The organism is Streptomyces zaomyceticus (assembly GCF_014656215.1).
Lineage (GTDB): Bacteria > Actinomycetota > Actinomycetes > Streptomycetales > Streptomycetaceae > Streptomyces > Streptomyces zaomyceticus.
Genome location: NZ_BNBZ01000005.1, coordinates 59,909 through 82,347, shown reverse-complemented (window position 1 = coordinate 82,347; position 22,439 = coordinate 59,909). Strand labels below are relative to the sequence as shown.

At 72.1% G+C, this 22,439-nt stretch carries 17 protein-coding genes and 1 pseudogene; 15 read left to right on the top strand and 3 right to left on the bottom strand.

Translation table 11 applies throughout. The features are described from left to right. Positions 1-42: 42 nt before the first annotated feature. Entirely contained in the window at positions 43-1,305 is a 1,263-nt protein-coding gene (locus tag IE311_RS09240; protein ID WP_189831105.1) for a hypothetical protein, read from the top strand. Between the two features lie 145 nt (positions 1,306-1,450). Then, on the top strand, positions 1,451-1,924 hold the full coding sequence (locus tag IE311_RS09235; protein WP_189831104.1) for a diadenosine tetraphosphate hydrolase: 474 nt from the start codon (positions 1,451-1,453) through the stop codon (positions 1,922-1,924). A 43-nt stretch (positions 1,925-1,967) separates the two neighbouring features. Here the strand turns inward: IE311_RS09235 and IE311_RS09230 are convergent, their stop codons facing one another. The 3 genes and pseudogenes from IE311_RS09230 to IE311_RS09220 all read right to left on the bottom strand — a co-directional run bounded on the left by IE311_RS09230 (position 1,968) and on the right by IE311_RS09220 (position 4,134). Continuing rightward, positions 1,968-2,621 carry an HAD family hydrolase gene (locus IE311_RS09230; protein ID WP_373313792.1) on the bottom strand — a complete coding sequence of 218 codons (654 nt, stop codon included), beginning with the start codon at positions 2,619-2,621 and terminating at the stop codon, positions 1,968-1,970. Between the two features lie 124 nt (positions 2,622-2,745). After that, entirely contained in the window at positions 2,746-3,267 is a 522-nt protein-coding gene (locus IE311_RS09225) for a hypothetical protein (protein WP_189831103.1), read from the bottom strand. 43 nt (positions 3,268-3,310) lie between these two features. Beyond that, positions 3,311-4,134 (bottom strand): annotated as a pseudogene (locus IE311_RS09220) (isocitrate lyase/PEP mutase family protein). A 255-nt stretch (positions 4,135-4,389) separates the two neighbouring features. Here IE311_RS09220 and IE311_RS09215 point away from each other — a divergent pair. From IE311_RS09215 to IE311_RS09155, 13 genes are all read left to right on the top strand, one after another. Beyond that, complete coding sequence (locus IE311_RS09215) at positions 4,390-5,349, top strand: SMP-30/gluconolactonase/LRE family protein (protein ID WP_189831102.1); 960 nt, start codon at positions 4,390-4,392, stop codon at positions 5,347-5,349. A 277-nt stretch (positions 5,350-5,626) separates the two neighbouring features. After that, positions 5,627-6,994, top strand: coding sequence for a chitinase (locus IE311_RS09210; RefSeq protein WP_189831101.1), 1,368 nt, complete (start codon positions 5,627-5,629; stop codon positions 6,992-6,994). A 52-nt stretch (positions 6,995-7,046) separates the two neighbouring features. After that, positions 7,047-9,302 (top strand): RICIN domain-containing protein, encoded by a 2,256-nt coding sequence (locus IE311_RS09205; protein ID WP_229901806.1) that lies wholly within the window; start codon positions 7,047-7,049, stop codon positions 9,300-9,302. Further along, complete coding sequence (locus IE311_RS09200; RefSeq protein WP_189831100.1) at positions 9,299-10,567, top strand: ThuA domain-containing protein; 1,269 nt, start codon at positions 9,299-9,301, stop codon at positions 10,565-10,567. Before IE311_RS09205 ends, IE311_RS09200 begins: the two co-directional genes overlap by 4 nt. A gap of 190 nt (positions 10,568-10,757) precedes the next feature. Then, positions 10,758-12,347 (top strand): MFS transporter, encoded by a 1,590-nt coding sequence (locus IE311_RS09195; protein WP_189831099.1) that lies wholly within the window; start codon positions 10,758-10,760, stop codon positions 12,345-12,347. A gap of 46 nt (positions 12,348-12,393) precedes the next feature. Continuing rightward, positions 12,394-14,805 carry an alpha-N-acetylglucosaminidase gene (locus tag IE311_RS09190; RefSeq protein WP_229901805.1) on the top strand — a complete coding sequence of 804 codons (2,412 nt, stop codon included), beginning with the start codon at positions 12,394-12,396 and terminating at the stop codon, positions 14,803-14,805. 199 nt (positions 14,806-15,004) lie between these two features. Further along, on the top strand, positions 15,005-15,385 hold the full coding sequence (locus tag IE311_RS09185; RefSeq protein ID WP_189831098.1) for a hypothetical protein: 381 nt from the start codon (positions 15,005-15,007) through the stop codon (positions 15,383-15,385). 266 nt (positions 15,386-15,651) lie between these two features. Beyond that, the gene (locus IE311_RS09180) at positions 15,652-16,278 is read left to right on the top strand and encodes a TOPRIM nucleotidyl transferase/hydrolase domain-containing protein (RefSeq protein ID WP_189831097.1); all 627 of its coding nucleotides are present in this window, start codon (positions 15,652-15,654) and stop codon (positions 16,276-16,278) included. A gap of 95 nt (positions 16,279-16,373) precedes the next feature. Next, positions 16,374-17,069, top strand: coding sequence for a helix-turn-helix transcriptional regulator (locus IE311_RS09175; RefSeq protein ID WP_189831096.1), 696 nt, complete (start codon positions 16,374-16,376; stop codon positions 17,067-17,069). Between the two features lie 32 nt (positions 17,070-17,101). Beyond that, positions 17,102-17,635 carry a DUF3291 domain-containing protein gene (locus IE311_RS09170; protein ID WP_189831095.1) on the top strand — a complete coding sequence of 178 codons (534 nt, stop codon included), beginning with the start codon at positions 17,102-17,104 and terminating at the stop codon, positions 17,633-17,635. Between the two features lie 186 nt (positions 17,636-17,821). Further along, entirely contained in the window at positions 17,822-21,304 is a 3,483-nt protein-coding gene (locus IE311_RS09165) for a CHAT domain-containing protein (protein WP_189831094.1), read from the top strand. Then, positions 21,301-21,645, top strand: a complete 345-nt coding sequence (locus IE311_RS09160; protein WP_189831093.1) for a hypothetical protein — start codon at positions 21,301-21,303, stop codon at positions 21,643-21,645. Before IE311_RS09165 ends, IE311_RS09160 begins: the two co-directional genes overlap by 4 nt. Continuing rightward, positions 21,642-22,304 (top strand): hypothetical protein, encoded by a 663-nt coding sequence (locus tag IE311_RS09155; protein WP_189831092.1) that lies wholly within the window; start codon positions 21,642-21,644, stop codon positions 22,302-22,304. The genes IE311_RS09160 and IE311_RS09155 overlap by 4 nt, the downstream gene beginning before the upstream one ends. Positions 22,305-22,439 lie beyond the last annotated feature (135 nt).

The following is a 22,439-nucleotide window of genomic DNA, read 5'->3' as shown; positions in this document are numbered from 1 at the left end:
CTCGTGACCGTCTCCTCGACGGCGCAGCTAGGGTTCGCGACCATGGACAAAGCCGACCTCGACCACCGTCACCGCACGTTCGACGGCTGGATACCGCCCACCGTCGCCGCGCTCCTTCACGAGTATCGCCACCACGACATCCTGCGCCGGGCGGCGAACCACGGTGATTGGTTCTGTGCCCGTCGGCTGGCCGAGGCCGCTGCCGCATCCGGCCCGGAGGGACGGGCGACGGCGCTGGCATTGCTACGGCCCTTCGCGGCCACCGGTTGGTGGCCTGCCGTCGACGCGGTCGCCGGGCTGCTCGCCGAAGGGGAGCGGCACGACGAGGCCATTGCGTTGCTCCGTCCGCTCGCCGACGCGGGGCACCGATACGCCCTGCGCGACCTGGCACGGCTGCTGGCTCGGCAGGACCACCTCGACCAGGTCGTCGCCCTGCTCGGCCCGCGAGCCGCAGACCTTCTGCTCGCCGAGGAACTGGTGGAGCTCGCTGGGGGCCACGGTCGCGACGCCGAGATCGCCGCGCTGCTCCCCGATATCCAGACCGGCCCGACGGACCCGTTCGAGTCCTGGAGCTCGGATGCCGTGGACACGGTCCCCCTGCATGCCAGGTTCCTGGAACTCCAAGGCCGGATCGACGAGGCGATCCACCTGCTGGGCAGGCACGTCTGTGTCGATGGTGTCGTGTACGCGAACCACGCCGAGCAGCTCGCCCGTCTCCTGGGCCGCCACGGGCGCGAGGCCGAGTTGCGCGCGTTCCCGGCCGACGGCGGCGAGGAGTACGCCCTGGCCGCCCTCGCCCAGTTGCTGGAAGAACAGGACCGGATTCCGGAAGCGGTTGCCCTGCTAGGGCAATCCGCGAGGACCGGGGATCCTCATTCGGCGTTCGGCCTCGCCGAGCTCCTTGCCCGTCACGGCCGCCACGACGAGGCCGTCGAGATACTGAGCACGGTCGCTGAGACGGTCGGCGGCGACTGCGACTGGATCATCGACCTGCTCTGCCGCATCCTGGTCGATGCCGGGAGGGCCGACGACGCACTTGCCTACATCGGCGACCACTTCACCCGCCACGGCGGCAACCACCTGGATCAAGCGCTCATGAGGGCCAAGGTCATGGAGTTGAGCGGCCGAGCCGTGGACGAAGTGGAGCCGGCAGAGTTCGCCGGATCCGACGAGGAGCTCCTTCGCTCCGGAACGGTGGACGGTGCCATCGCGCTCGCTGAACGCCTGGTGAGGCGCGGCCGGCCGCACCAGGCCGTTGCTCACCTCCGCGATCGCCTGGACGGGCCGAAGGGAGGACGCGGGTAGCACCTGCGATGGCTGACTTCTCCATGGAGTTCCCGCGGTCCCGCCGGGGCACGGGCGCAGGGTTCGAGGAAGAGTCCGAGCCACCGATCCGCGGTCCCGTTCCGGTTCAGGGCCCATGCCGGTCACACCCCTAGACTCGGCTTCCATGACGGACGACTGGCGGGCAGACCGCATCGGGAGCGCGCTTCGGGGCCAGAACCCCTCGGTCCTCCGGCGGCTCGACGCCGGGTTCGCGGTCATCGGGGACGTTCAGTTCCTGCCCGGGTACTCCGTGCTCCTGACGGACGATCCCGCCGTGCAACGGCTGTCGGAGCTGCCGAAGCACAGGCGTCTGAGCTTTCTGTCCGACATGGACCGGCTGGGCGAGGCCGTCGAGCGCGCCTGCCTTCGGCTGGACCCCGCGTTCCGGCGCGTGAACCTGGAGATCCTCGGGAACACCGACGGCTTCCTGCACGCCCATGTCTGGCCCCGGTTCGAGTGGGAGCCCGCCGATCTCGTGGGGTTGCCGGTGTGGCTGTACCCGCGACAGCGGTGGAACGACGAGGAGTACGCGCTCGGCCCGGCGCACGACACCCTCCGCGCGGCGATCGGCGCCGAACTGGACCGCCTCGCCGGCTGACGACCGCTGATCGGCCGCGGGCACCTCGGCCGCTCCGTGGTCGTCACCCCTCGGCGATGAGGCCGGGCAGCTCGCGCATGTCGTGGAAGACGACGGTGCCGGGGCCCACGAGCCGTTCGGCCGGGGTGAGTCCACCCGCGTAGCCGAAGGCGCGCATCCCGGCGGCTCGGGCGGCCTGGACGCCGGGGCGACTGTCCTCGACCACCGCGCAGGCGGCCGGGTCGACCCCCATCCTCCGCGCCGCGTGCAGGAAGAGGTCGGGGGCGGGCTTGCCTCGGGGCACCTCGGAGGAGCTGAAGATGCGGCCCTCGAAACGCTCGTGGAGCCCGGTGACGCCCAGAGTGTGCCGCATCTTCTCGTGCGAGCCGCTGGAGGCGACACAGACCGGCAGGGTGATCCCGACCAACGCCTCGGGCAGTCCGTCGACCGGCTCCAGCCCCGCGTCCACCGCCTCCCGATGGCGCCGGACGAGCTGATCCCACCAGTGCGCCGCCGTCGCCTCGCCCAGCCGCTGGGCGATCTGCTCGCAGATGGACTCCTTGGACCGCCCGATGAATCGGTCGACGACCTCGTCGTGAGTCAGCGGCCAGCCGAGTTCCGCACCCAGCTCGACCTGGAGCCGCACGGCGATGCGTTCACTGTCGACCAGGACCCCGTCGCAGTCGAATATCACGAGTTCTATCGGCTTCTTGATCATCCCGGCAGCCTAGGGCGTGCCCGACGGGGTCGAGCGACTCACCCGGTGGCGGATCGCGCAGAGGCTCGGATCGGCTGGAGCCCGGCGATTCGATGCTTCCTGCACTGCCACTCAGGCCGTCGATTCAGTCGTCGGCCGCGACGAGCAGCGTGATCCGTTCTGCCGATCGGTCGATGAGCACGAACTCGTGGAACTCGCCGTATACACCGCCCCAGTCGTGCATCGCCTCGTCGCCGAGTTCCCTCAGGCAGTAGATGCTGTCGGCCGCGGCCAGACGGTCGAACACCTCCCGGTGTAGATCCGCCGCGAGGTCGACGGGCAGGTCCTCGAACTGGTTTGCCCACTTCCGCAGGATGAGGTCACCCTCCTCCCGGCCGACGGATTCGTACGCGTCGGGTGTCACCGCCTTCAGCCAGTACGGGCCGTGCCGCAGCCCCTCCGGGTCCACTCCGCCGCCGGCGTAGTCGTCCCGGAACTGCTCATGGCGGATGAGTGCGGCAAGCAGTTCCGCATCGTCGACGGGTGCCGTGGGAAACAGCAGACACTTGACGTCGACCCACCTGAAGGCGGGCGACCTCGCATCCTGGAACGTGTAGTGCCGAAAGTTGACGAAGGCGCTGCCTTCGTGGGCGAGCTCGTTCTGCACGCCCGTCAGCGTAGTTCGAGCCGCCCGGGCCGATCGACCGACGTCAGTGGAGGTCGGGGAACAGCGCGTCGAGTTCCGGGTAGGCGATCCCCGCGGCGAGGGACTCGTAGTCGCCGGTGCCGAAGAGGTCCCGCGCGGCGCGGCGCGGCGGGCGGCGGCGTACGCGGCCTGTGCCACGCCCGAGCCGAGGCTGACGCGGGCCACGCCGAGGGCGCCGAGCTCGGCGACGGTCGGGGCTCCCGGACCGGCCATGACGTTCAGGGGTACGGAGATGCTCCCGGCCAGTGCCGCGATGGTGGCGGTGTCGGTGACGCCGGGGACGAAGATGCCGTCCGCCCCCGCGTCGACGTACAGACGCGCCCGGGTCAGGGTTTCCTTCAGCCGGGCGTCCGGGGCACCGAGCCCGAGCAGGTAGGTGTCGACGCGAGCGTTGAGAAACAGGTCCTCGCCCGACCGGTCGGCGGTCTGCCGGGCCGCCGCCAGCCGCGTCGCGAGCTCCGTCGGGGGCCGGGTGCCGTCCTCGATGTTGACGCCGACGGCGCCGGCCGCGAGCACCCCGGCCACCGTCTCGGCGACGCCGGCGGCATCCGTCCCGTACCCGCCTTCGATGTCGGCGGTCACCGGAACCGCGACGGCCGCGACGATGCGGGCGATCCGTTCCAACGCCCGGTCGCGGGTGAGGCAGTCGCCGTCCGGGGAACCCAGTGACCAGGCGACACCGGCGCTGGTCGTGGCGATCGCGGGGGCACCCGCGGCCTCGATGACACGAGCGCTCGCGACATCCCAGGCGTTGGCGAGGGCCAGGGGCGCGGGTGCGGTGTGCAGGGAACGGAAGAGGTGGGCGTTGCCCGACTGCGTGACGGTCATGGCTTCAGTCCACCATCGGTCGCCACCCGGCTTCTGGCAGGAATCCGACACGAACGTTCGCCTCGGGCCCGACGCGAAGGGCACACGTCTCCGGAGTCGACGCAGCGGCTGCCCCCGGTCCTCGGCCGACGGCCCGGACGACTGTGATCCACAACTCTTCGTTCGAGTGATTCTTGCGACTGCCGTATGTCATCCAGCAATCTTTCCCATATACCGAACGACATTCGGCAGCCGCCTGCATGGGAGGGATCCTCAATGACCAGCGAGCGCCCCGCTTTCTACGAGATGTTCGACGACCGGTTCCGTACCGGTCGGTGCATGAACGGCGACGACGGCCTGGAAGTCCTGTACACCGGCTGCCGCTGGGCGGAGGGGCCGGTCTACCTGCCCGCCTGGCGGCAGTTGATCTGGAGCGACATCCCCAACGACCGGATGCTGCGCTGGGACGAGGAGACCGGCGCCGTCGGCGTGTTCCGCCGGTCCGCCGGGCACACCAACGGCAACACCCTCGACGGCCGGGGCCGACTCGTCACCTGCGAGCAGGGCAACCGACGGGTGACGCGGACCGAACACGACGGCACGATCACCGTGTTGGCCGACCGCTGGCAGGGCAAGCGCCTCAACAGCCCGAACGACGCGGCGGTCAAGTCCGACGGCTCCATCTGGTTCTCCGACCCGGACTTCGGCATCACCAGCGACTACGAGGGTCATCGCGCCCAGAGCGAGATCGGGTCCAACAACGTCTACCGCATCGACCCCGGGACGGGTGAAGTGCGCCTGGTCGCCGACGGCTTCGGGGCGCCGAACGGACTCGTCTTCTCCGCCGACGAGCGGCAGCTCTTCGTCTCCGACACCCGGGCGGGCTTCATCCGGGTCTTCGACGTGCGCGAGGACGGAACCCTCTCGGACGGCAAGGTCTTCGCCGAAGCCGGGGCGCGCGGCGCGGCCCGCTTCGACAACCTCCGCTTCGACGACGCCGGCCGGCTCTGGGCCGCGGCGATGGACGACGGGGTGCACTGTTACGACCCCGACGGCACGCTGATCGGGCGGCTCGCCGTACCGGAGACGGTGGCCAACATCGCCTGGGGCGGCGCCAAGCGCAACCGTCTCTTCATCACCGCCCAGACCAGCCTCTATTCGGCGGTCATGGGCGTCACGGGCACTCATCCGACCGGACCTGGGCACAGGCGGTGGCCGACCTCCGCATCCCGGTGAACATCGCGAGGTGACGCCTTCGGGGCCTTTCGCACCCCTCTGTCGTCAACACTTCACGCCAACTCTCAACGAATCCCAACTCGGGTGTCCTTCAAGGCGGTTGTGCGTTCAAGGCCTGAATGCGCGAACTCTTGACGTGTCTGGTTCAGACCTTTACTTTCGCTGATCAGAAAGTCGAATGGCGTTCATGTCCATGAACGGACCGGTCGATCCAGGAGGGCGCCGGCGTCCGGCCGCGCCCTCCGACGAGCCTCCCCCACCCGAGAGGACCCCCCGCATGCAACGGATCCGTCTTCCCCTCACCGTCGCCGCACTCGCGCTCGCCGCCGGTGGTCTCACCGTGGCCACGAACACCACCGCCGAGGCCGCCGCCGGCCGGATCACCGGCATCGGCGGCAAGTGCGTCGACGTGGCGGGCGCCAACACCGCGAACGGCACCCCCGTCCAGCTCTACGACTGCAACGGCACCGCCGCCCAGAACTGGGACGTGGGTGCGGACGGCACCATCAAGGCCCTCGGCAAGTGCCTGGACGTCACCTCCGCCGGAACGGCGAACGGGTCGACGGTGCAGCTCTGGGACTGCAACGGCTCCGCCGCCCAGCGCTGGACGGTGACCGCCGCCCGCGACATCGTCAACCCGGTGGCCGACAAGTGTCTGGACGCCACGGGCAACAGCTCCGCCAACGGCACCCGTCTGCAGATCTGGACGTGCACCGGCACGGCCAACCAGAAGTGGACCGCGCCCCCGGCCGGCGGGACCGGTCCCGCGCCCGGCGGGAACATGGCCGTCGCGCCGTACCTCTACAACGGCTGGGGCAGCCCGCCGAGCCCGACGACCGTCATGAACGCCACGGGCGTCAAGTGGTTCACGCTCGCCTTCGTCCTCAGCAACGGCTACTGCAATCCCCAGTGGGACGGCGGCCGCCCCCTGCTCGGCGGCGTCGACCAGCAGACGGTCAACACGGTCCGGGCCGCCGGCGGCGACGTCATCCCGTCCTTCGGCGGGTGGAGCGGCAACAAGCTGGAGAGCTCGTGCTCCAGCGCGGGCGAGCTCGCCGCCGCCTATCAGAAGGTCATCAACGCGTACGGCCTGAAGGCCATCGACATCGACATCGAGGCCGCCGCCTACGACAGCCCCACCGTCCAGCAGCGCACGGTCGACGCACTGAGGACCGTGAAGGCAGCCAACCCCGGCCTGAAGGTGTACGTCACCTTCGGCACCGGCCAGAACGGCCCCGACACCAGCCTGATCAACCGTGCCGCCGCGGCCGGACTCACGGTCGACAGCTGGACGATCATGCCGTTCAACTTCGGCGGCAACGGCCAGAACATGGGCACCCTGACCGTCCGCGCCGCCGAGGGGCTCAAGACCGCGGTGAAGAACGCGTACGGCTACAGCGACGACCAGGCCTACCGCCACACCGGCATCTCCTCGATGAACGGCGTCACGGACGTCGGCGAGACGATCACCCAGGCCGACTTCCACACCATCCTCGGCTATGCGCAGCAGCGGCACCTGGCCCGGCTGACCTTCTGGTCCGTCAACCGCGACCGGCCCTGCACCGGCGGCGGCGCCGACACCTGCGGCGGCATCGGGCAGCAGGCATGGGAGTTCACCAGGATCCTCGCGGCCTACAACGGCTGATCCGCGCCACGTGAACGTCCGGTACACCTCCCCACCCCCACCAAGGAGTCCCATGCCCACCACCCCACGGAGCGCCGGACCCCGGCGCCCCGCCCGTGCCCGTCCAGGGCTCCGGCACCTCGGAGCTGTCCTGGCCGCCGGTGCGGTCGCCTGTTCGACCCTGGTCGCCCTGTCCCCCGGCTCCGCCACGGCCGCCGTCACCTCGGCCGAGGCCGCGGCCGAGATCCCCACCGGACTGGTCACCGTCGTCAACTCCGGCAGCGGCAAGTGTCTCGACGCCCGCGCCGCCGCGACCGCCAACGGCACCGCCGTCCAGCAGTACGCGTGCAACGGCACCGCCGCCCAGCAGTGGAACCTCGTACCGACCTCCGACGGCCACGTCCGGATCGGCGCCCGCGCCGACTCCGCCCAGGTCGTCGACGTCAGTGACGTCTCCACCGCCGACAACGCCGCCGTCCACCTGTGGACGTACGGCGGCGGCCTCAACCAGCAGTGGCGGGCCGTCGACGACGGGTCCGGGGCGTTCCGCCTGGTGAACCGCAACAGCGGGAAGTGCCTCGACGTGCCCGCCGCGTCCACCTCCGACGGTGTGCAGCTCGTCCAGTACACCTGCAACGGCACGGCCGCCCAGCGGTTTCAGGTGACGCCCGTCAGCACCGCCCCCGGTGACGTCGACCTCGGTCCGAACGTCGTCGTCCTCGACCCGTCGATGCCCTCGGCGACCGTACAGGGCCGTCTGAACACGATCTTCCAGCGCCAGGAGACCAACCAGTTCGGGTCGGAGCGGTACGCCGTCCTGTTCAAGCCGGGCACGTACAACAACGATGTCAACGTCGGCTTCTACACCCAGGTCCTGGGCCTCGGCCAGTCGCCCGACGCCGTGACGATCAACGGCGCCGTGCACGTGGAGGCCGACTGGTTCCCGCCCCAGAACGCCACCCAGAACTTCTGGCGCGGCGCGGAGAACCTCTCCGTCAATCCCACCGGCGGCACCGACCGCTGGGCCGTCTCGCAGGCCTCTGCCTACCGCCGGATGCATGTGCGCGGCAATCTGGAACTGAGCGACGGCGGCTGGTCCAGCGGCGGCTTCATGGCCGACTCCAAGATCGACGGCCAGGTCCGCTCCGGCACCCAGCAGCAGTGGCTGACCCGCAACTCACAGCTCGGCTCCTGGACGGGGTCGAACTGGAACATGGTCTTCGTCGGCAGCCAGGGCGTCCCCGGCACGAGCTTCCCCAACCCGCCGTACACGACCGTCGACCGGACCCCCGTCGTACGGGAGAAGCCCTTCCTCACCGTGGACGCCGCCGGCGCCTACGAGGTCGTCGTGCCCGCCCCGCGCAACGACTCCAGCGGCACCACCTGGGCCTCCGGCGGCACCCCCGCCGGCACCCGGCTCGGCATGGACCGCTTCCACGTCGTGAAGCCGGGCGCGACCGCGGCCCAGATCAACGCCGCCCTCGCGGCGGGCAAGGACCTGCTGGTCACCCCCGGGGTGTACCACCTGAACCAGACCCTGCGGGTCACCCGCCCCGACACCGTGATCCTCGGCCTCGGCCTCGCCACCTTCGTCCCCGACAACGGCGTGACCGCCATGACCGTCGCCGACGTCGACGGGGTGAAGATCGCGGGCGTCCTCTTCGACGCCGGCACCGTCAACTCGCAGACCCTGCTGGAGCTCGGCCCGGCCGGTTCGTCCGCCTCCCACGCGACGAACCCGACCTCGCTCCACGACGTGTACTTCCGGGTCGGCGGCGCGGCCGTCGGCAAGGCCACCACCAGCCTGGTCGTCAACAGCGACCATGTCGTCGGCGACCACCTGTGGGTCTGGCGCGCGGACCACGGCAGCGGCGTCGGCTGGACCACCAACACCGCCGACACCGGACTGATCGTCAACGGTGACGACGTCACCATGTACGGCCTGTTCGTCGAGCACTACCAGAAGCACCAGACGATCTGGAACGGCAACCGCGGCCGCACGTACTTCTACCAGAACGAGATGCCGTACGACCCGCCGAACCAGGCCGCCTGGATGAACGGCTCCACCCAGGGCTACGCGGCGTACAAGGTCGCCGACTCCGTCACCAGTCACCAGGCCTACGGACTCGGCAGCTACTGCTACTTCAACGTCAACCCCGGAGTCACGGCCGAGCACGCCATCGAGGCCCCGAACCGTCCCGACGTCCGCTTCCGGAACATGGTCACCGTCTCCCTCGGGGGGACCGGCACCATCCGGCACGTCGTCAACGACCGCGGCGGCCCGTCCAACTCCTCCACCAACGTCGCGAACCTGGTGAGCCACCCATGAGACGACTCCTGACCCGACTCCTCGGCCTCATGGCGCTGGTCCTCGGCCTCGGGGTCGTCGCCCCCGCCCAGGCGGCCCCGGCCGCACCGGACTTCCGCGTGCTCGCCTTCTACAACGGCACCTGGGACGCGGCCCACATCGACTTCGTGAAGGAAGCCAACGACTGGTTCCCGCGCACCGCGGCCGCCCACAACTTCACCTACACGGCGACCACCGACTGGAACCTGCTCGCCAACGGCGGCGTCGACGCCTACGACGTCGTCCTCTTCCTCGACGACGCCCCGCAGAGCGCCGCGCAACGCGCCGGGTTCGAGCGGTACATGCGGGGCGGCGGGGCCTGGCTCGGCTTCCACGTCTCGGCGTTCACCACCAACGCCGCCGGCTGGAACTGGTACTACAACCAGTTCCTGGGCAGCGGGAACTTCCGCTCCAACACCTGGGGCCCGACCACCGCCCTCGTACGCACCGAGAACGCGGCCCATCCCGTGGCGGCCGGCCTGCCCACGACATGGACCTCCGCCGTCAGCGAGTGGTACAGCTGGTCGAACAACCTGCGGTCCAACCCGTCCATCAAGGTCCTCGCCTCGGTCGACCCGGCCGGCTTCCCGCTGGGCACCGACCCGAACCAGACCTGGTACAGCGGCGACTACCCCCTCGTGTGGACCAACACGCAGTACCGCATGCTGTACGCCAACTTCGGCCACAACGCCATGAACTACAGCACCAACACCCGGCTCTCCTCCACCTTCGCGAGCCCCACCCAGAACCGTCTCCTGATCGACGGCCTCAAGTGGCTGGCGGGCACCGGCACCACCACCCCGCCCGGTCCCTTCCCGGGGGACTCCTGGTACACGCTGGCCGCCGAGGCCAACGGCCTGTGCGTCGACGTCAGGGCGGCGGGCACGGCCAACGGCACACCCGTCCAGCAGTACACCTGCAACGGCACCCAGGCCCAGCAGTTCCGCTTCACCCCGACGACCGACGGATACACCCGCGTCGGCGTCCGCACCGCTCCGCAGCAGGTCGTCGACGTCACCGACCGGTCGACCGCGGACGGCGCGGCGCTGCAGCTCTGGTCCTTCTCCGGCGGCACCAACCAGCAGTGGCTGCCGGTGGCCGAAGCCTCAGGCCGGTACCACTTCGTCGCCCGCCACAGCGGCAAGTGCCTCACCACCACCGGTGCCGCCACGGTCGGCGTCCCGCTGGTCCAGCGCTCCTGCGACGGGTCCCCGTCCCAGAGCTTCCGCCCCAGCGCCGTCCCCTAGGCACAAGAGCCGTCCCGTAGGCACCTGAGCCGTCCCCCGGGCACCGGATACGCGCCCGGGCACCGCCATCGAACGGAGACACCGCCCACTCGGAGGCACCACACCCCGACGGTTCACCCATCCGGCGCCGCCGCCGCCCGGGCGGCGGCGCCGACATGCACGCACGGTGCCCCGGGACGATCATCCGTACATGGCAGGTACTTCCCCACCCCCCGCGCCGACCGCGGCCGCCGTCAGCGAGGCGCCCCGCCAGAAGCTGGCGCTCACGGCCATGCTCTTCGCGGTGTCGATGACCTTCATCGACCAGACCATCGTCTCGATCGCCGCCCCGAACATCACCGCCGAGCTCGGTCTGACCGCCTCCGGCATGCAGTGGGTCGTCAACGCGTACCTGCTCTCCCTCGCCGCGTTCTTCGCGCTCGGCGGCCGGCTCTCCGACCTCTTCGGGCATCGCCGCGTCATGCTGATCGGCACCCTGGTCTTCGTCATCTCCTCGGTGCTCTGCGGCTGTGTGCCCTCCGGCGACCTCGCACAGACCTGGCTGATCGTCTTCCGCGCCACCCAGGGTCTCGGGGCGGCCCTGATGTTCCCGGCGGCGCTGGCCGTCGTCATCGCCGTCTTCCCCGTCGACCGGCGCGGTCGCGCCCTCGCGCTGTTCTTCGGACTCTCCGGCGCCCTCACCGCCGTCGGGCCCCTGCTCGGCGGCTGGCTGACCGCGTGGACATGGCGGGCGATCTTCTGGGTCAACGTGCCGGTGGCCGTCGTCGCCATCGTGCTCGCCGTGCTCGCCCGGATCCCCGAGAGCCGCCGCTCCGAGCGGCTGGACGTCGTCGGAGCCGCGCTGGTCGCCGTCGGCATGGGCCTGAGCGTGCTGGGCTTCCAGCAGGCCTCGTCCTGGGGCTGGGGCAGCGTCGCGACCTGGGCCTGCGTCGTCGGCGGCCTGCTCGTCCTGGTGCTGTTCTTCGGCTACGAGCGGCGCACCACCCACCCGCTGATCGACTTCGACGTCTTCCGGGACCGCGCCTTCACCGTCGACAACCTCGTGCTGTTCTTCGCGATGCTCGCCTTCGTGCCGGTGTTCTTCTTCTCGTCCGTGTACGCCCAGGTGTCGCTCAGCGCCTCCCCGAACCAGGCCGCGCTCTTCCTGCTGTACTTCTTCATCGGCTTCGGCCTCGCCTCCCAGTGGGGCGGACGGATCCTCGACAAGCGCGGCGCCCGCCCGGCCATGAAGCTCGGCTGCGCGCTCGGCGCGGTCGGGTTCTACCTCTGGGCGCAGAAGATGACCGATCTGTCGATGCACGACCAGTGGCCGTACGCGGCCATGGCGGGCGCCGGCATCGGCTTCCTGCTCGCGCCGGCCTCCACCGACGCCGTCAACCGGGCCATCGGCGCCTCGTACGGCGAGGTCACGGGGATCACCCAGACGGTCCGCAACTACGCGGCCGCCATCGGCATGGCCGTCTTCAGCACCCTGCTGTCCCACGTCTCCACGGACCGCATCACCGCCACGCTCCAGGACCGCGGGCTGCCCCCGGCCGAGGCATCGGCCACCGCGGAGAAGGTCGCCGAGGCGGTCACCGGTCACCCGGACGGTCAGGGGCCCTCCGGTGACGGGCCGGTGGCGAAGGCCCTGCAAGGGGCCGGGGACGCGATCCGGATGGATTTCGCGGAGGCCAACCAGTGGGTGTTCTACGGCATGGCGATCGCCCTGGCCGTGGCGTTCCTGTGCTCGCTGGCCCACCCGGGGACGCGGGTCACCGAACGCACCCCGGACATCTGACCCGTCTTCCGCATGCAGCGTTCTCCTCCTCCGAGCAGGGAGCCATATGGGCCGCCGCCCGATCGTTCGATGCCGTACCGTCCTCCCGCCCCGCCCTCGTACCGTTCTCGGCCCGCGCCGCCGGACCGTCCTCGCCGCCATGGTGCTCGCCGCCGTGGCGGCGGCCGCGCCCGGGCTGCCGTCGCTTCCGGGCACCACCGCCTCCGCGGCCGCACCACCCCCTGCTCCCGTTCTTCCTTCGGCAGCCCTCGGCCCCTCTGCCGTCCTCACCCCCGCGGCGGCCCTCGCCCCGTCCGACGCCTTCGATCCGGCGCCCGCCCGGGCGAGCCTGAATCGCCTGCTGCCCTCCCGGTCGGCGCAGTTCACGCTGGTCGCCGTCGAGAAGGCCGCCTCGGGCGACCACTTCTCCGTCACGGGCGGGGCCGGGTCGATCGTGGTACGGGGCACCTCGCCGGCCACTCTCCTCACCGGCGTCGGCTGGTACCTGGAGCGGGTCGCCGGGGTCGACATCGGATGGCCCGGCAGCAGTGTCGAGCGGCTGCCGGAGACGCTCCCGGCGGTCACCGGGACCATCACGCGGTCGGCGGCCGTACCCCACCGCTACGCCCTCAACGACACCGACGAGGGATACTCCGGCTCCTACCGGGACTTCACCGCCTACCGGCATCAGATCGACCTGATGGCCCTGCACGGCGTCAACGAGGTCTTCGTCCCGACGGGGGCCGAGTACCCGTACTACCGGGCGCTCCAGGAGTTCGGCTACAGCGCCGCGGAACTGCGCGACTGGATCCCCGCGCCGGCCCATCAGGGCTGGTGGCTGCTGCAGAACCTGTCGCGGTTCGGCGGGCCGGTCTCCGAGCGTTTGATCGAGGAGCGCGCGGCGCTGGGCGGCCGGATCGCACAGCACCTCCGTTCGCTGGGGATGACACCCGTGCTGCCGGGCTTCTTCGGCACGGTGCCACCGGACTTCACCGCGCGGAACCGGGACGCGGTCACCGTCCCGCAGGGGCGATGGGTGGGCTTCGACCGGCCCGACTGGCTGGATCCGACCGGACCGGTCTTCCCCCGGCTCGCGGAGGCCTACTACCGTCACCAGCGGGAGCGGTTCGGGAACAGCGACATGTTCAAGATGGACCTGCTGCACGAGGGCGGGTCGCCGGGAAGCGTCGACGTCACCGCGGCCGCGGGAGCCGTCCAGCGGGCCCTGGAGACCGCGCGTCCCGGTGCCACCTGGGTCATGCTCGGCTGGCAGCTCAACCCGACCCCGCAGCTCCTGAACGGCGTCGACCGCCGTCGGGTGCTGATCGTCGACGGCCTCTCCGACCGTTACGACGGGCTCGACCGCGAGACGGCATGGGGCGGCACGCCGTACGCCTTCGGCACGATCCCCAACTTCGGCGGCCACACCAGTCTGGGCGCGAACACCGGCGCGTGGGTGAGCCGCTTCCCCAGCCTGCTCGCCGAGCCGGACAGCGCGCTGCGCGGTATCGCCTACCTCCCCGAGGGCACCGGCGGGAACCCCGCCGCCTTCGACCTCTTCACCGAACTCGCCTGGCAGCCGGGCCCCATCGACCAGAAGAGCTGGTTCGCCTCGTACGCCGCCCGGCGCTACGGCGGTGCGGACCCGCATGCGGCCGCTGCCTGGGAGGAGCTGCGCCTCGGCCCGTACAGCATGCGGTCCGGCACCTGGAGCGAGCCGCAGGACAGCCTCTTCGCCGCCCGGCCGAGCCTGACGGCGGCCACCGCCGCGCGGTGGAGCCCGAAGGAGATGCGGTACGACGGCGCCACGGTCGAGCGGGCCCTCACGGAACTGCTGCGGGTGGCGCCGGAACTGCGGGCCACGGACGCGTACCGCTTCGACCTCGTGGACGTGGCACGACAGGCGCTCACGAACCGCGCCCGGGTCCTGCTGCCCCGTATCAAGACCGCGTACGAGGCCAGGAACCTCGACGGCTTCCGGGCGCTGGTACGGGAGTGGGGCGCGGACGAGAAGCTGCTCGGGCGGCTGGTCGCCTCCGACCGGCGGTTCCTCGTCGGGCCCTGGCTCGCCGACGCACGCGCGTGGGGCGGCGACGCGGCGGAGAGCGACCGGCTGGAGTACGACGCCCGCTCGATCCTCACCACGTGGGCCGATCGGGGACCGAGCGAGTCGGCCGGCCTGCACGACTACGCCAACCGTGAGTGGTCCGGACTGGTACAGGACGTGTACGCGCCGCGCTGGGCCGCCTACTTCGCGAGCCTCGACACCGCCCTGGTGCACGGCACCGCGCCGGTCGCCCAGGACTGGTTCGCGCGGGACGACGCGTGGGCCCGCGGCCGCGTGCCCTACCCGACGACGCCGACGGGCGACCCGATCGCACTCGCGGGCGAGGTACAGGCGGCACTCACGAGCGTGCGGGCGGCGGGACGCGCGGGCTGGAGTGTCCGGCCGTTTCCTGTGGTGGCGGTCCTGTCGTAGGGGGTGTCCGGGCCGCGCCACTGTTCGGGCGTGGGACGAGTGGGCCTTTTCGGCAAGGTTGCCGACCCCTGCCGGGCCGTCGCGGTTCCACACCCCCTCATAATGTTGATCTTGACCTCTCATCGGGGGAGGTCGGCGTGGCTTCGCCGTGTTCATCGACCGGTCCGGGGAAGCGCGCTCGACGTGAAAGGACTCAGCCATGCGTGCTCTGCGCTTCCTGGCCCTCGTCTCCGGAATGCTGCTCGCCCTGTTGGGCGCGGCGGGTACCGCCACCGCCGCGCCCGCCGCCGCGGGCGGCTACGCCGCGCCGACGCAGGTGTACTGCAAGCTGAACGTGCGGGCGAACGCGACGACGTCCTCCGCGATCGTGCGCACGCTCTACAACCGCAACGGCAGCTGCGCCGGTTCGAGCGGCCACGACTCGATCCCCTGCTGGATCTCCAGCTGCACGGGAGTCATCACGGGCAGCAGCTACACCTGCACCACCGGCGGCAGCTCCTACAACACCTGGCTGCCGGTGAACAACGGCGGCACCCGCGCCTGGGTCGCCATCAAGTGCGGTACGTACGTGCTGCCGTAGCGATCGGCCGCGCCGCTCCGGTACGGAGCAGCCGCGCCGCCCACCCGAGAAGGGCCTCCCGGAACGACCACCGGGAGGCCCTTCCCACGTCCGGGCCCCGGAATCCGGGCGTAAATCGCTTGTCCGGGTTCCGTCGCGAGGGGAGCATGGATCACGGCGGGCGCGTTCCGGGTGATGGCGCCCGGCCTTCTCCCGCGATCCGCGCGCCGCGACGAGCGTGGGCAGCACCGCCGTTCATCGCCCGCCCCTCCCCGAGAGACGCCTTCATGACCGCGGATGACACAAGACGCTTCGTTCGGGCGGCAGTCGAGTGGGCGGCCGGTGGAACGCACGCCGCTCCGACGGCGCGGGAGCTGGCCGGTGGGCTGAGCACGGTCGTCCTCGTGGAAGGCGTCAGCGACGTGGCCGCCGTCGACGCGCTCGCCGCCCGCCGAGGCCGGGACCTCGCCGCGGAAGGGGTCGCCGTCGTGCCCCTGGGCGGCGCGACGAGCATCGGGAAGTTCGTCGTCCTCTTCGGCCCGCAGGGCCTCGGGCTCCGGCTGGCGGGTCTCGTCGACATCCGCGAGGAGCCCCACTTCCGGCGCAGCCTCGAACAGGCGGGGCTCGGCTTCGGCACCTTCCACGTCTGCGAGGCGGATCTCGAGGACGAGCTGATCCGCGCGCTCGGCACCGACTCCGTTCAGCGGGTCGTCGACGAGCAGGGTGAGCTGCGCGCGTTCCGCACCTTCCAGAAGCAGCCCGCCCAGCGGGAGCGCACCGTGGAACAGCAGCTGCGGCGCTTCCTGGGCACGCACAGCGGCCGGAAGGCACAGTACGCACGGGCCCTCGTGGAGGACCTCGAACCCGCACGCGTGCCGCGCCCGCTGGAGCGCCTCCTCGCGGACGCCGCCTGACGGCGCGGACGCCGCCCGACGGCACGGGCGCGCCCGGGGGGCCTCGAAAAGGCCGACCTTCTATCTCCAATCCACGTTGTTCCTAGAATGACCGGATGGAGCACATCGAAGCGATCGCCATGCTGCAGGATCCGGTGCGGCGCCGCCTGTACGAGTACGTGGCCGCCCAGGGCCGCGAGGTCGGCCGCAACGAGGCCGCCGAGGCGACCGGGGTCGCGCGCACGCTCGCCGCGCACCATCTGGACAGACTGACCGAGGCCGGGCTCCTGGAGAGCGGCAGCCGCCGGCTGACGGGCCGCTCGGGGCCGGGGGCGGGCCGTCCCGCCAAGGTGTACACGAGGACGAAGGCCGAGCGGTCGGTGTCCCTGCCCGCCCGCGACTACCGCACCGCCGCCGAGCTGCTCGCCGAGGCCGCCGAGCAGGCCGGGCTCGACGCCGGCCTCTGCGCTGCCGCGCGCCGCCGGGGCGAGTCGCTGCGGGGCTCGGCGGCGCCCTGCGGAGACCTCGAAGAGGCCATGAAGATGCTGGCCGCCCGCGGCTACGAACCGCACCTGGAGGACATCGGGGGCCCCGAGGACGCGGACTCCGCCGGGGCGGCCGCGCGTGTCGTCCGTATGCGCAACTGCCCCTTCCACGCCGTCGCCGAGCGCTTCCCGCCGCTCGTGTGCGGCATGAATCTGGCACTCCTGGAGGGGCTGCTCGGCACGGACGGCCCCGTACGCGCCCGTATGGACGCCCGGCCCGGGGAGTGTTGCGTGGTGGTCGATGCTTCTAAAAACAATGATGATTGACATAGAAAACCGGCCCGTGCTGGGATGAGGCCATGACCGCATCCCCGCATCCCGCCGCGCACCTGGCCCAGCTCAACGTCGCCACGCTCCTCCACCCCTTCGACGACCCGCGCATCGCTCCGTTCGTCGAGATGCTCGACCCGGTCAACGCCGCCGCCGACGGCACGCCCGGCTTCGTATGGCGGCTGGTGGAGGAGGGTGAGGCCGACGCGACCGGCCTGCGCCCCGCGGGTGAGAACGTCATCGTCAACCTGTCGGTGTGGGAGAACCAGGAAGCCCTGTGGGACTTCGCGTACCGCAGCGGCCACCTGGAGGTGATGCGGCGGCGGCGCGAATGGTTCGAACGGCACGTCGAGGCCCACCTGGTGCTCTGGTGGATCCCCGCCGGGCACATCCCGACCGTGACCGAGGCCCTGGAACGACTCGCGGACCTCCGGGCACACGGGCCGTCCCCGCGCGCCTTCACCTTCGCGTCGTCGTACAGCGCCGCCGAAGCCGCCGAAGACCTTCGGGCGGCCGTGCCGGCACATCCGGCGGAGGCAGCACCGCCGGCAGCGCGACCGTAGGCCGTTCCGCCGACGCCACGCCCCGTCCACCGACCGGGCATCCCTCCGCCGCCCGAGCCCGCCCCGACGTTTCGTCGCCGAGATCATGGACAGGCTCGGCGCGCGGGGGCAGCACGGAGCGCCGGTCTGCCCCGTCATGGAGCCGCATCCCGGGGGAGCAGTCGAGTGGTCGAAGGTGCCCTGTCCTTGGCGGAGTTGATGGAGCTTCCGGTACCGAGTCGGGAGCTGACGCGGCGCATACTCGGCCCGGTACGCGATCGGGCGGCCGTCGGGCCGCCCCCGGAGCTCTCCGAGGAGGAGGACCGTCAGCTCTGGTACGCGCTGGTGGGGGCGGTCTGCGAGCGGCTCGGGGACCGCGACAGCGCGGTCCATCACTTCCGCCAGGCCGTGGGCGAGCTCGACGAGGAGTCCGACGAGTGGCCCGACGCGCTCTTCCGGCTCGCGAACGCGCTGCACTCACGCTTCCTCGCGCAGGGCGAACTCGGCGACATCCAGGAGGCGTTGCCGCTCCTGGAGGAAGCGATCGACAAGGTCGACGAGGGCTCCTGGCCCGGACTGCTCATCGCCGGGCACATCGGGCGCTGTCTCGTCGACCGGTTCACGGCGACGGGCGGTCGGGAGGACCTGGTCACGGCGAGCCGCGTCATCGAGGCGGAACTGTCGGCGGCCGGTGACGGGGACATCGATCCGGAGGACCTCGACACCCGGATCTTCGTCCTCGACGTCCTCGCCGAAAGCCTGCGCGAACGGTCCGAACTCGCCCACGACACGGACCTGCTGGAGGATTCCCTCCGCCGCTCGAACCAGGCGCTGCACCTCGCCGGGGAGGATCCGGCGCTCCGCGCGGCCCCGGAGAAGGGGCTCGCACGCACTCTCCTGACCCGGGCGCAGTGGACGAAGTCGGTGGCGGACCTCGACAGGGTGATCGGCCTGCTCGATCCCTCGTGTCCCCTCGCGGTGATGGAGCATCCCGCCGCACACGCGGTCAACCTGGGGCTCGCCCGATTCGAGCGGTACCGCATGACCGGGGCGCGCGAGGATCTGGACGAGGCCAGGTCCGCCATGGAGCGGGCGGTGGACGGGCTGCCGGCCGCGTCTCCGGCGCGGGCGGGGGCCGCCGTCAATCTCGCCGTGATCCTGCGCGAGTGCGCGCCCGGCGCCGCCGACGGCGCCCGACTTCTCGATCGCGCGGTGCTCCTGGCGTCCGGGGCGAGGACGGACACCGCGGCGAAGGCCGCTCTCTCGGTCACCGCGGGTGCTGCCGAAGCCGAGGCCCGTGTCGCGCTGCACGCACTCGGCGGTGACCTCGCCGAACTCGTCGAGGCCTGCCGCACCCTGGAGGCCGTGGCTCCGCACGTGCCGGAGACGGGGCGGCTCGCCACCTCGTTCTGGGACGCCTGGGCCAGTGCGCTCGTACGGCTGGGTCCGCTGACCTCCGACCCCCTCGCCCTCGACCGCGCGGTGGCCCTGCTGCGCCGGGTCCTGGAGGATCCCGGCGGGGCCCCCGACCGGCCCCGAACGGTGACGAACCTGGCCGTCGGTCTCTACGAACGGTTCCTGGCCCGGGGCCGTATGACCGATCTCGACGAGGCCGTCGAGCACTGGCGCGAGGCCGTCGACACCCGAAACCCGGTGACGCCGCACACGGTGGGCGCGCACAGCGGACTGGGGGTCGCCCTGCACCAGCGCTACGACCGGCGCGGTGTCCCCGACGACCTGGACGAGGCCGTCGAGCGCCTGACCACGGCGGCGGCCCTGCCCGCGGAGCCTGCCGAACGGGGAGCCGTACTGATCAATCTCGGCCACGCCCTGCAGGCGCGCTTCGAGGCGACCTCGGACCCGGCGGTGCTCTCGCGGGCCGTGGCGGCCCAGCGCGAGGCTCTCACCCTGCTGCCGCCGACCTCCGGACCGGCCGCCGACGCACGGCTCGGACTCGCCCTCGCCCTGGGCGCCCAGGGCGAGTTCTCCGGTCGGCCCGCGCCGGTGGACGAGGCCATCGGCCATGCCACGACGGCCCTCCGGGACACCGAACCGGAGGCCCGGGCCCGGGTGTCGTGCGTGTTCGCGCTCGCCGGTCTCGCCCGCGTACGGCACGACCTCACCGGCGCCTCCGAGGACGCTCGGGCGGCGCGGGACCACTACCGGGAGGCGTACGAGACGGCCCGGGAACGTCATCCGGCAGCCGCCGCCGAAGGGGCGATGGAGTGGGGGGCGTGGGAGGCCCGGAGGGGGCGGTGGTCCGAGGCCGTCGCCGCCTTCGACCTGGCCGAGGAGGCGGTGGGCCGACTCGTGGCCGGGCAGGGGCACCGTTCGGCCAAGGAGACCTGGCTGCGCACCTCACGCGGACTGCCGGCCGCCGTCGCCCTCGCGTCCTGGCGGGGCGGTGACGCCGAGGGCGCGGTCGTCAGACTGGAGCGGACCCGCGCGCTGCTGCTCGCCGAGCGGCTGCGGATGGCGGACGCGGGGGCCGGAGCCGGAGCCGGTGCGGACACCGAGGCGGCGGCCCGGACGGGCGCCTCGGCTGCCCTCGTCCCGGCCGCCGGACCGGTGGTGTACCTGGTGCCGGGTGCGGACACCGGCGTGGCGTTCACCGTGCGCGACGGTGCCGTCCGCGCGACGGGGCTCCCGGGGCTCGGGGAGGATTCGGCGGCCCGATGGCACACGCTCCTGGCGGAGATCGGCCCGGACGCCACGGACGGCACAGACGGCACAGACGGCCCGCTGGAGCGTTTCGCCCGGTGGGCCTGGGAGCACGTCCTCGCAGGGGTGGTGCCCCCGCCTGGCACCCCCTTCACCCTGGTGCCGGTCGGGGAACTCGTCTCCCTCCCGTGGCAGACGGCGTACGAAGCACCCGGCGGCGCGCCGCCGGGTTTCCTGCTCGACGCCCACGCGGTCGCCTTCGCCCCGGCGATGACCGTCCTGCCGGCCCGGAGCGGGCGCCGCGCCTCCCGCTGCCTGGGCGTGGCGGTGGGTCGCGGCACGGGCCTGCGGGAACTGGCCTACGCCGAGCGGGAGGTGCGGGCGGTCGCCGCCCTGTTCGACACGTCTCTGGTCCTGGTGGACGAGGAGGCGACGCCCGAGCGGGTCCTGGCCTGGCTCGCGGGCGGCGGTGTCGTCCACTTCGCCTGCCACGCGGAGACCGACGCGGCGGATCCGCTCGACTCGGCGCTCGTCCTGGCCGGCGGTGCCCGGCTCACCGTGCGGGACCTGCTGGAGGTCCGCGGCGAGCTCGATCTCGTGATGCTCTCCGCCTGTGCCACGTCGGTGACGGGGCGGGAGCTGCCCGACGAGGTGGTGGGGCTGCCCGGCACTCTGATCGGCGCGGGTGCCGGTGGCGTGGTGTCGGCCGCCTGGCCCGTGGACGATCTCGCCGCCTGCCTGGTGATGACGGACTTCGCCGGGCGGTGGGCGGCGGGGGCGGCACCCGCGGAGGCATTGCGCGCCGCGCAGACCGCCCTGCGGAATCTGCCGCCGGCCGCGCTGGTCCGACGGCTCCGGGTGCTGCGCGGCCCCGTCGCCGTACCCCCGCCGTCGACCGGGGGGTTGTCCTCCCGGCCGTTCGGGGCGCTGCGCGACTGGGGTGCGTTCACCTATACGGGGCGCGCCGAGGACGGCGCGGTCGCCGTCGAGGACATCACTCGGAACCGCAGGACAGGAGACCGCCGATGACCACTCCCCCGATCCCGCAGGGGCCCGTGCCCCTGCCCTATCTGCGGGTGACGGAGCCGTCGTACGCGCAGCGGGCGGCGGCCACGTTCCTGCGGGAGGACTTCGCCGGCGCGGTGGTGCTGTCGGGGCCGTGCCCGCGCTGCGGGCACCCGATGGAGTTCCCCGTCGTGGAGCGGATCTTCCGCACCCCGACCCCGGGGGCCTCCGCACCGGCATCCGCCTCCCCGCCGGTGGTGGTCTTCTGCACCGTCGAGGACGTGGAGTACCCGGGCGCCCCGGAGGGCGAGGCGGGCTGCGGCGCGTACTGGAGCCTCGTGCTGGCGGCGGAGGCGGGCACGTGACCGGGCCCACCGGCGGACTTCGGGCGGGGCCCGCACCGACCCCCGCCCAGCTGCGTCATGCCCGGTCGGTCCGACGGGCCCTGGCCACGGAGCTCGGCCGGGTCCGCGAGGCGGCACTGGCCTGGCGGAACGGGCTCGGCGCGGTCCTGGCGGGGCTGATCGGGTTCAGCCTGATCAAGGGCCGCAACGACGTCGGGCAGATCGCCTCGAACTGGGCCGTGGTCGCGGGCCTGCTGCTGCTCGGCGCCCTGGTCGTCGGTGCGTGGGGGGTTCTCGCGCTGCTGCGGGCGGCCCACGGCCGGCCCTCGGCGGCACGGGTCGTCGCGTCGCCCGGCGGAGCCGTACGCCCGTTCTCCGTCGAGGACCACGACGAGACCCTGGCCAGTGCCCGCTCGCTGCGGATCGGCATCACGCTGACCTGCCTGTGTACGGCTCTGCTCGCGGCCGCGGTCGGAGTGACCTGGTACGCGCCGCCGAAGGACCCGCCGCAGCTCCTGATCCGGCAGGGCGGTACGACGCTGTGCGGCACGCCGACGTCGGCCGCTCGCGGAACGGTCGTGCTCAAGGTGAACGGCGTGACCTCGACGGTCGACCTGGCGCGCGCTGACTCCGTCACCCCGGTCGCGTCCTGCCCGGCGCCGGCTCCGGCTGGTCCGTGAGGGCACGGTTCCCGGGGAGGACGAGGGCAGGGCCCGGGCTCCGTGAGCCCGGGCCCCTCCGGCCGTCGAGCCGGGGTCGCCGCGGTGGAGAAGCGGACCGCCGCCGTGGAGACGGCGGGTCGGCGGGTCAGAGGG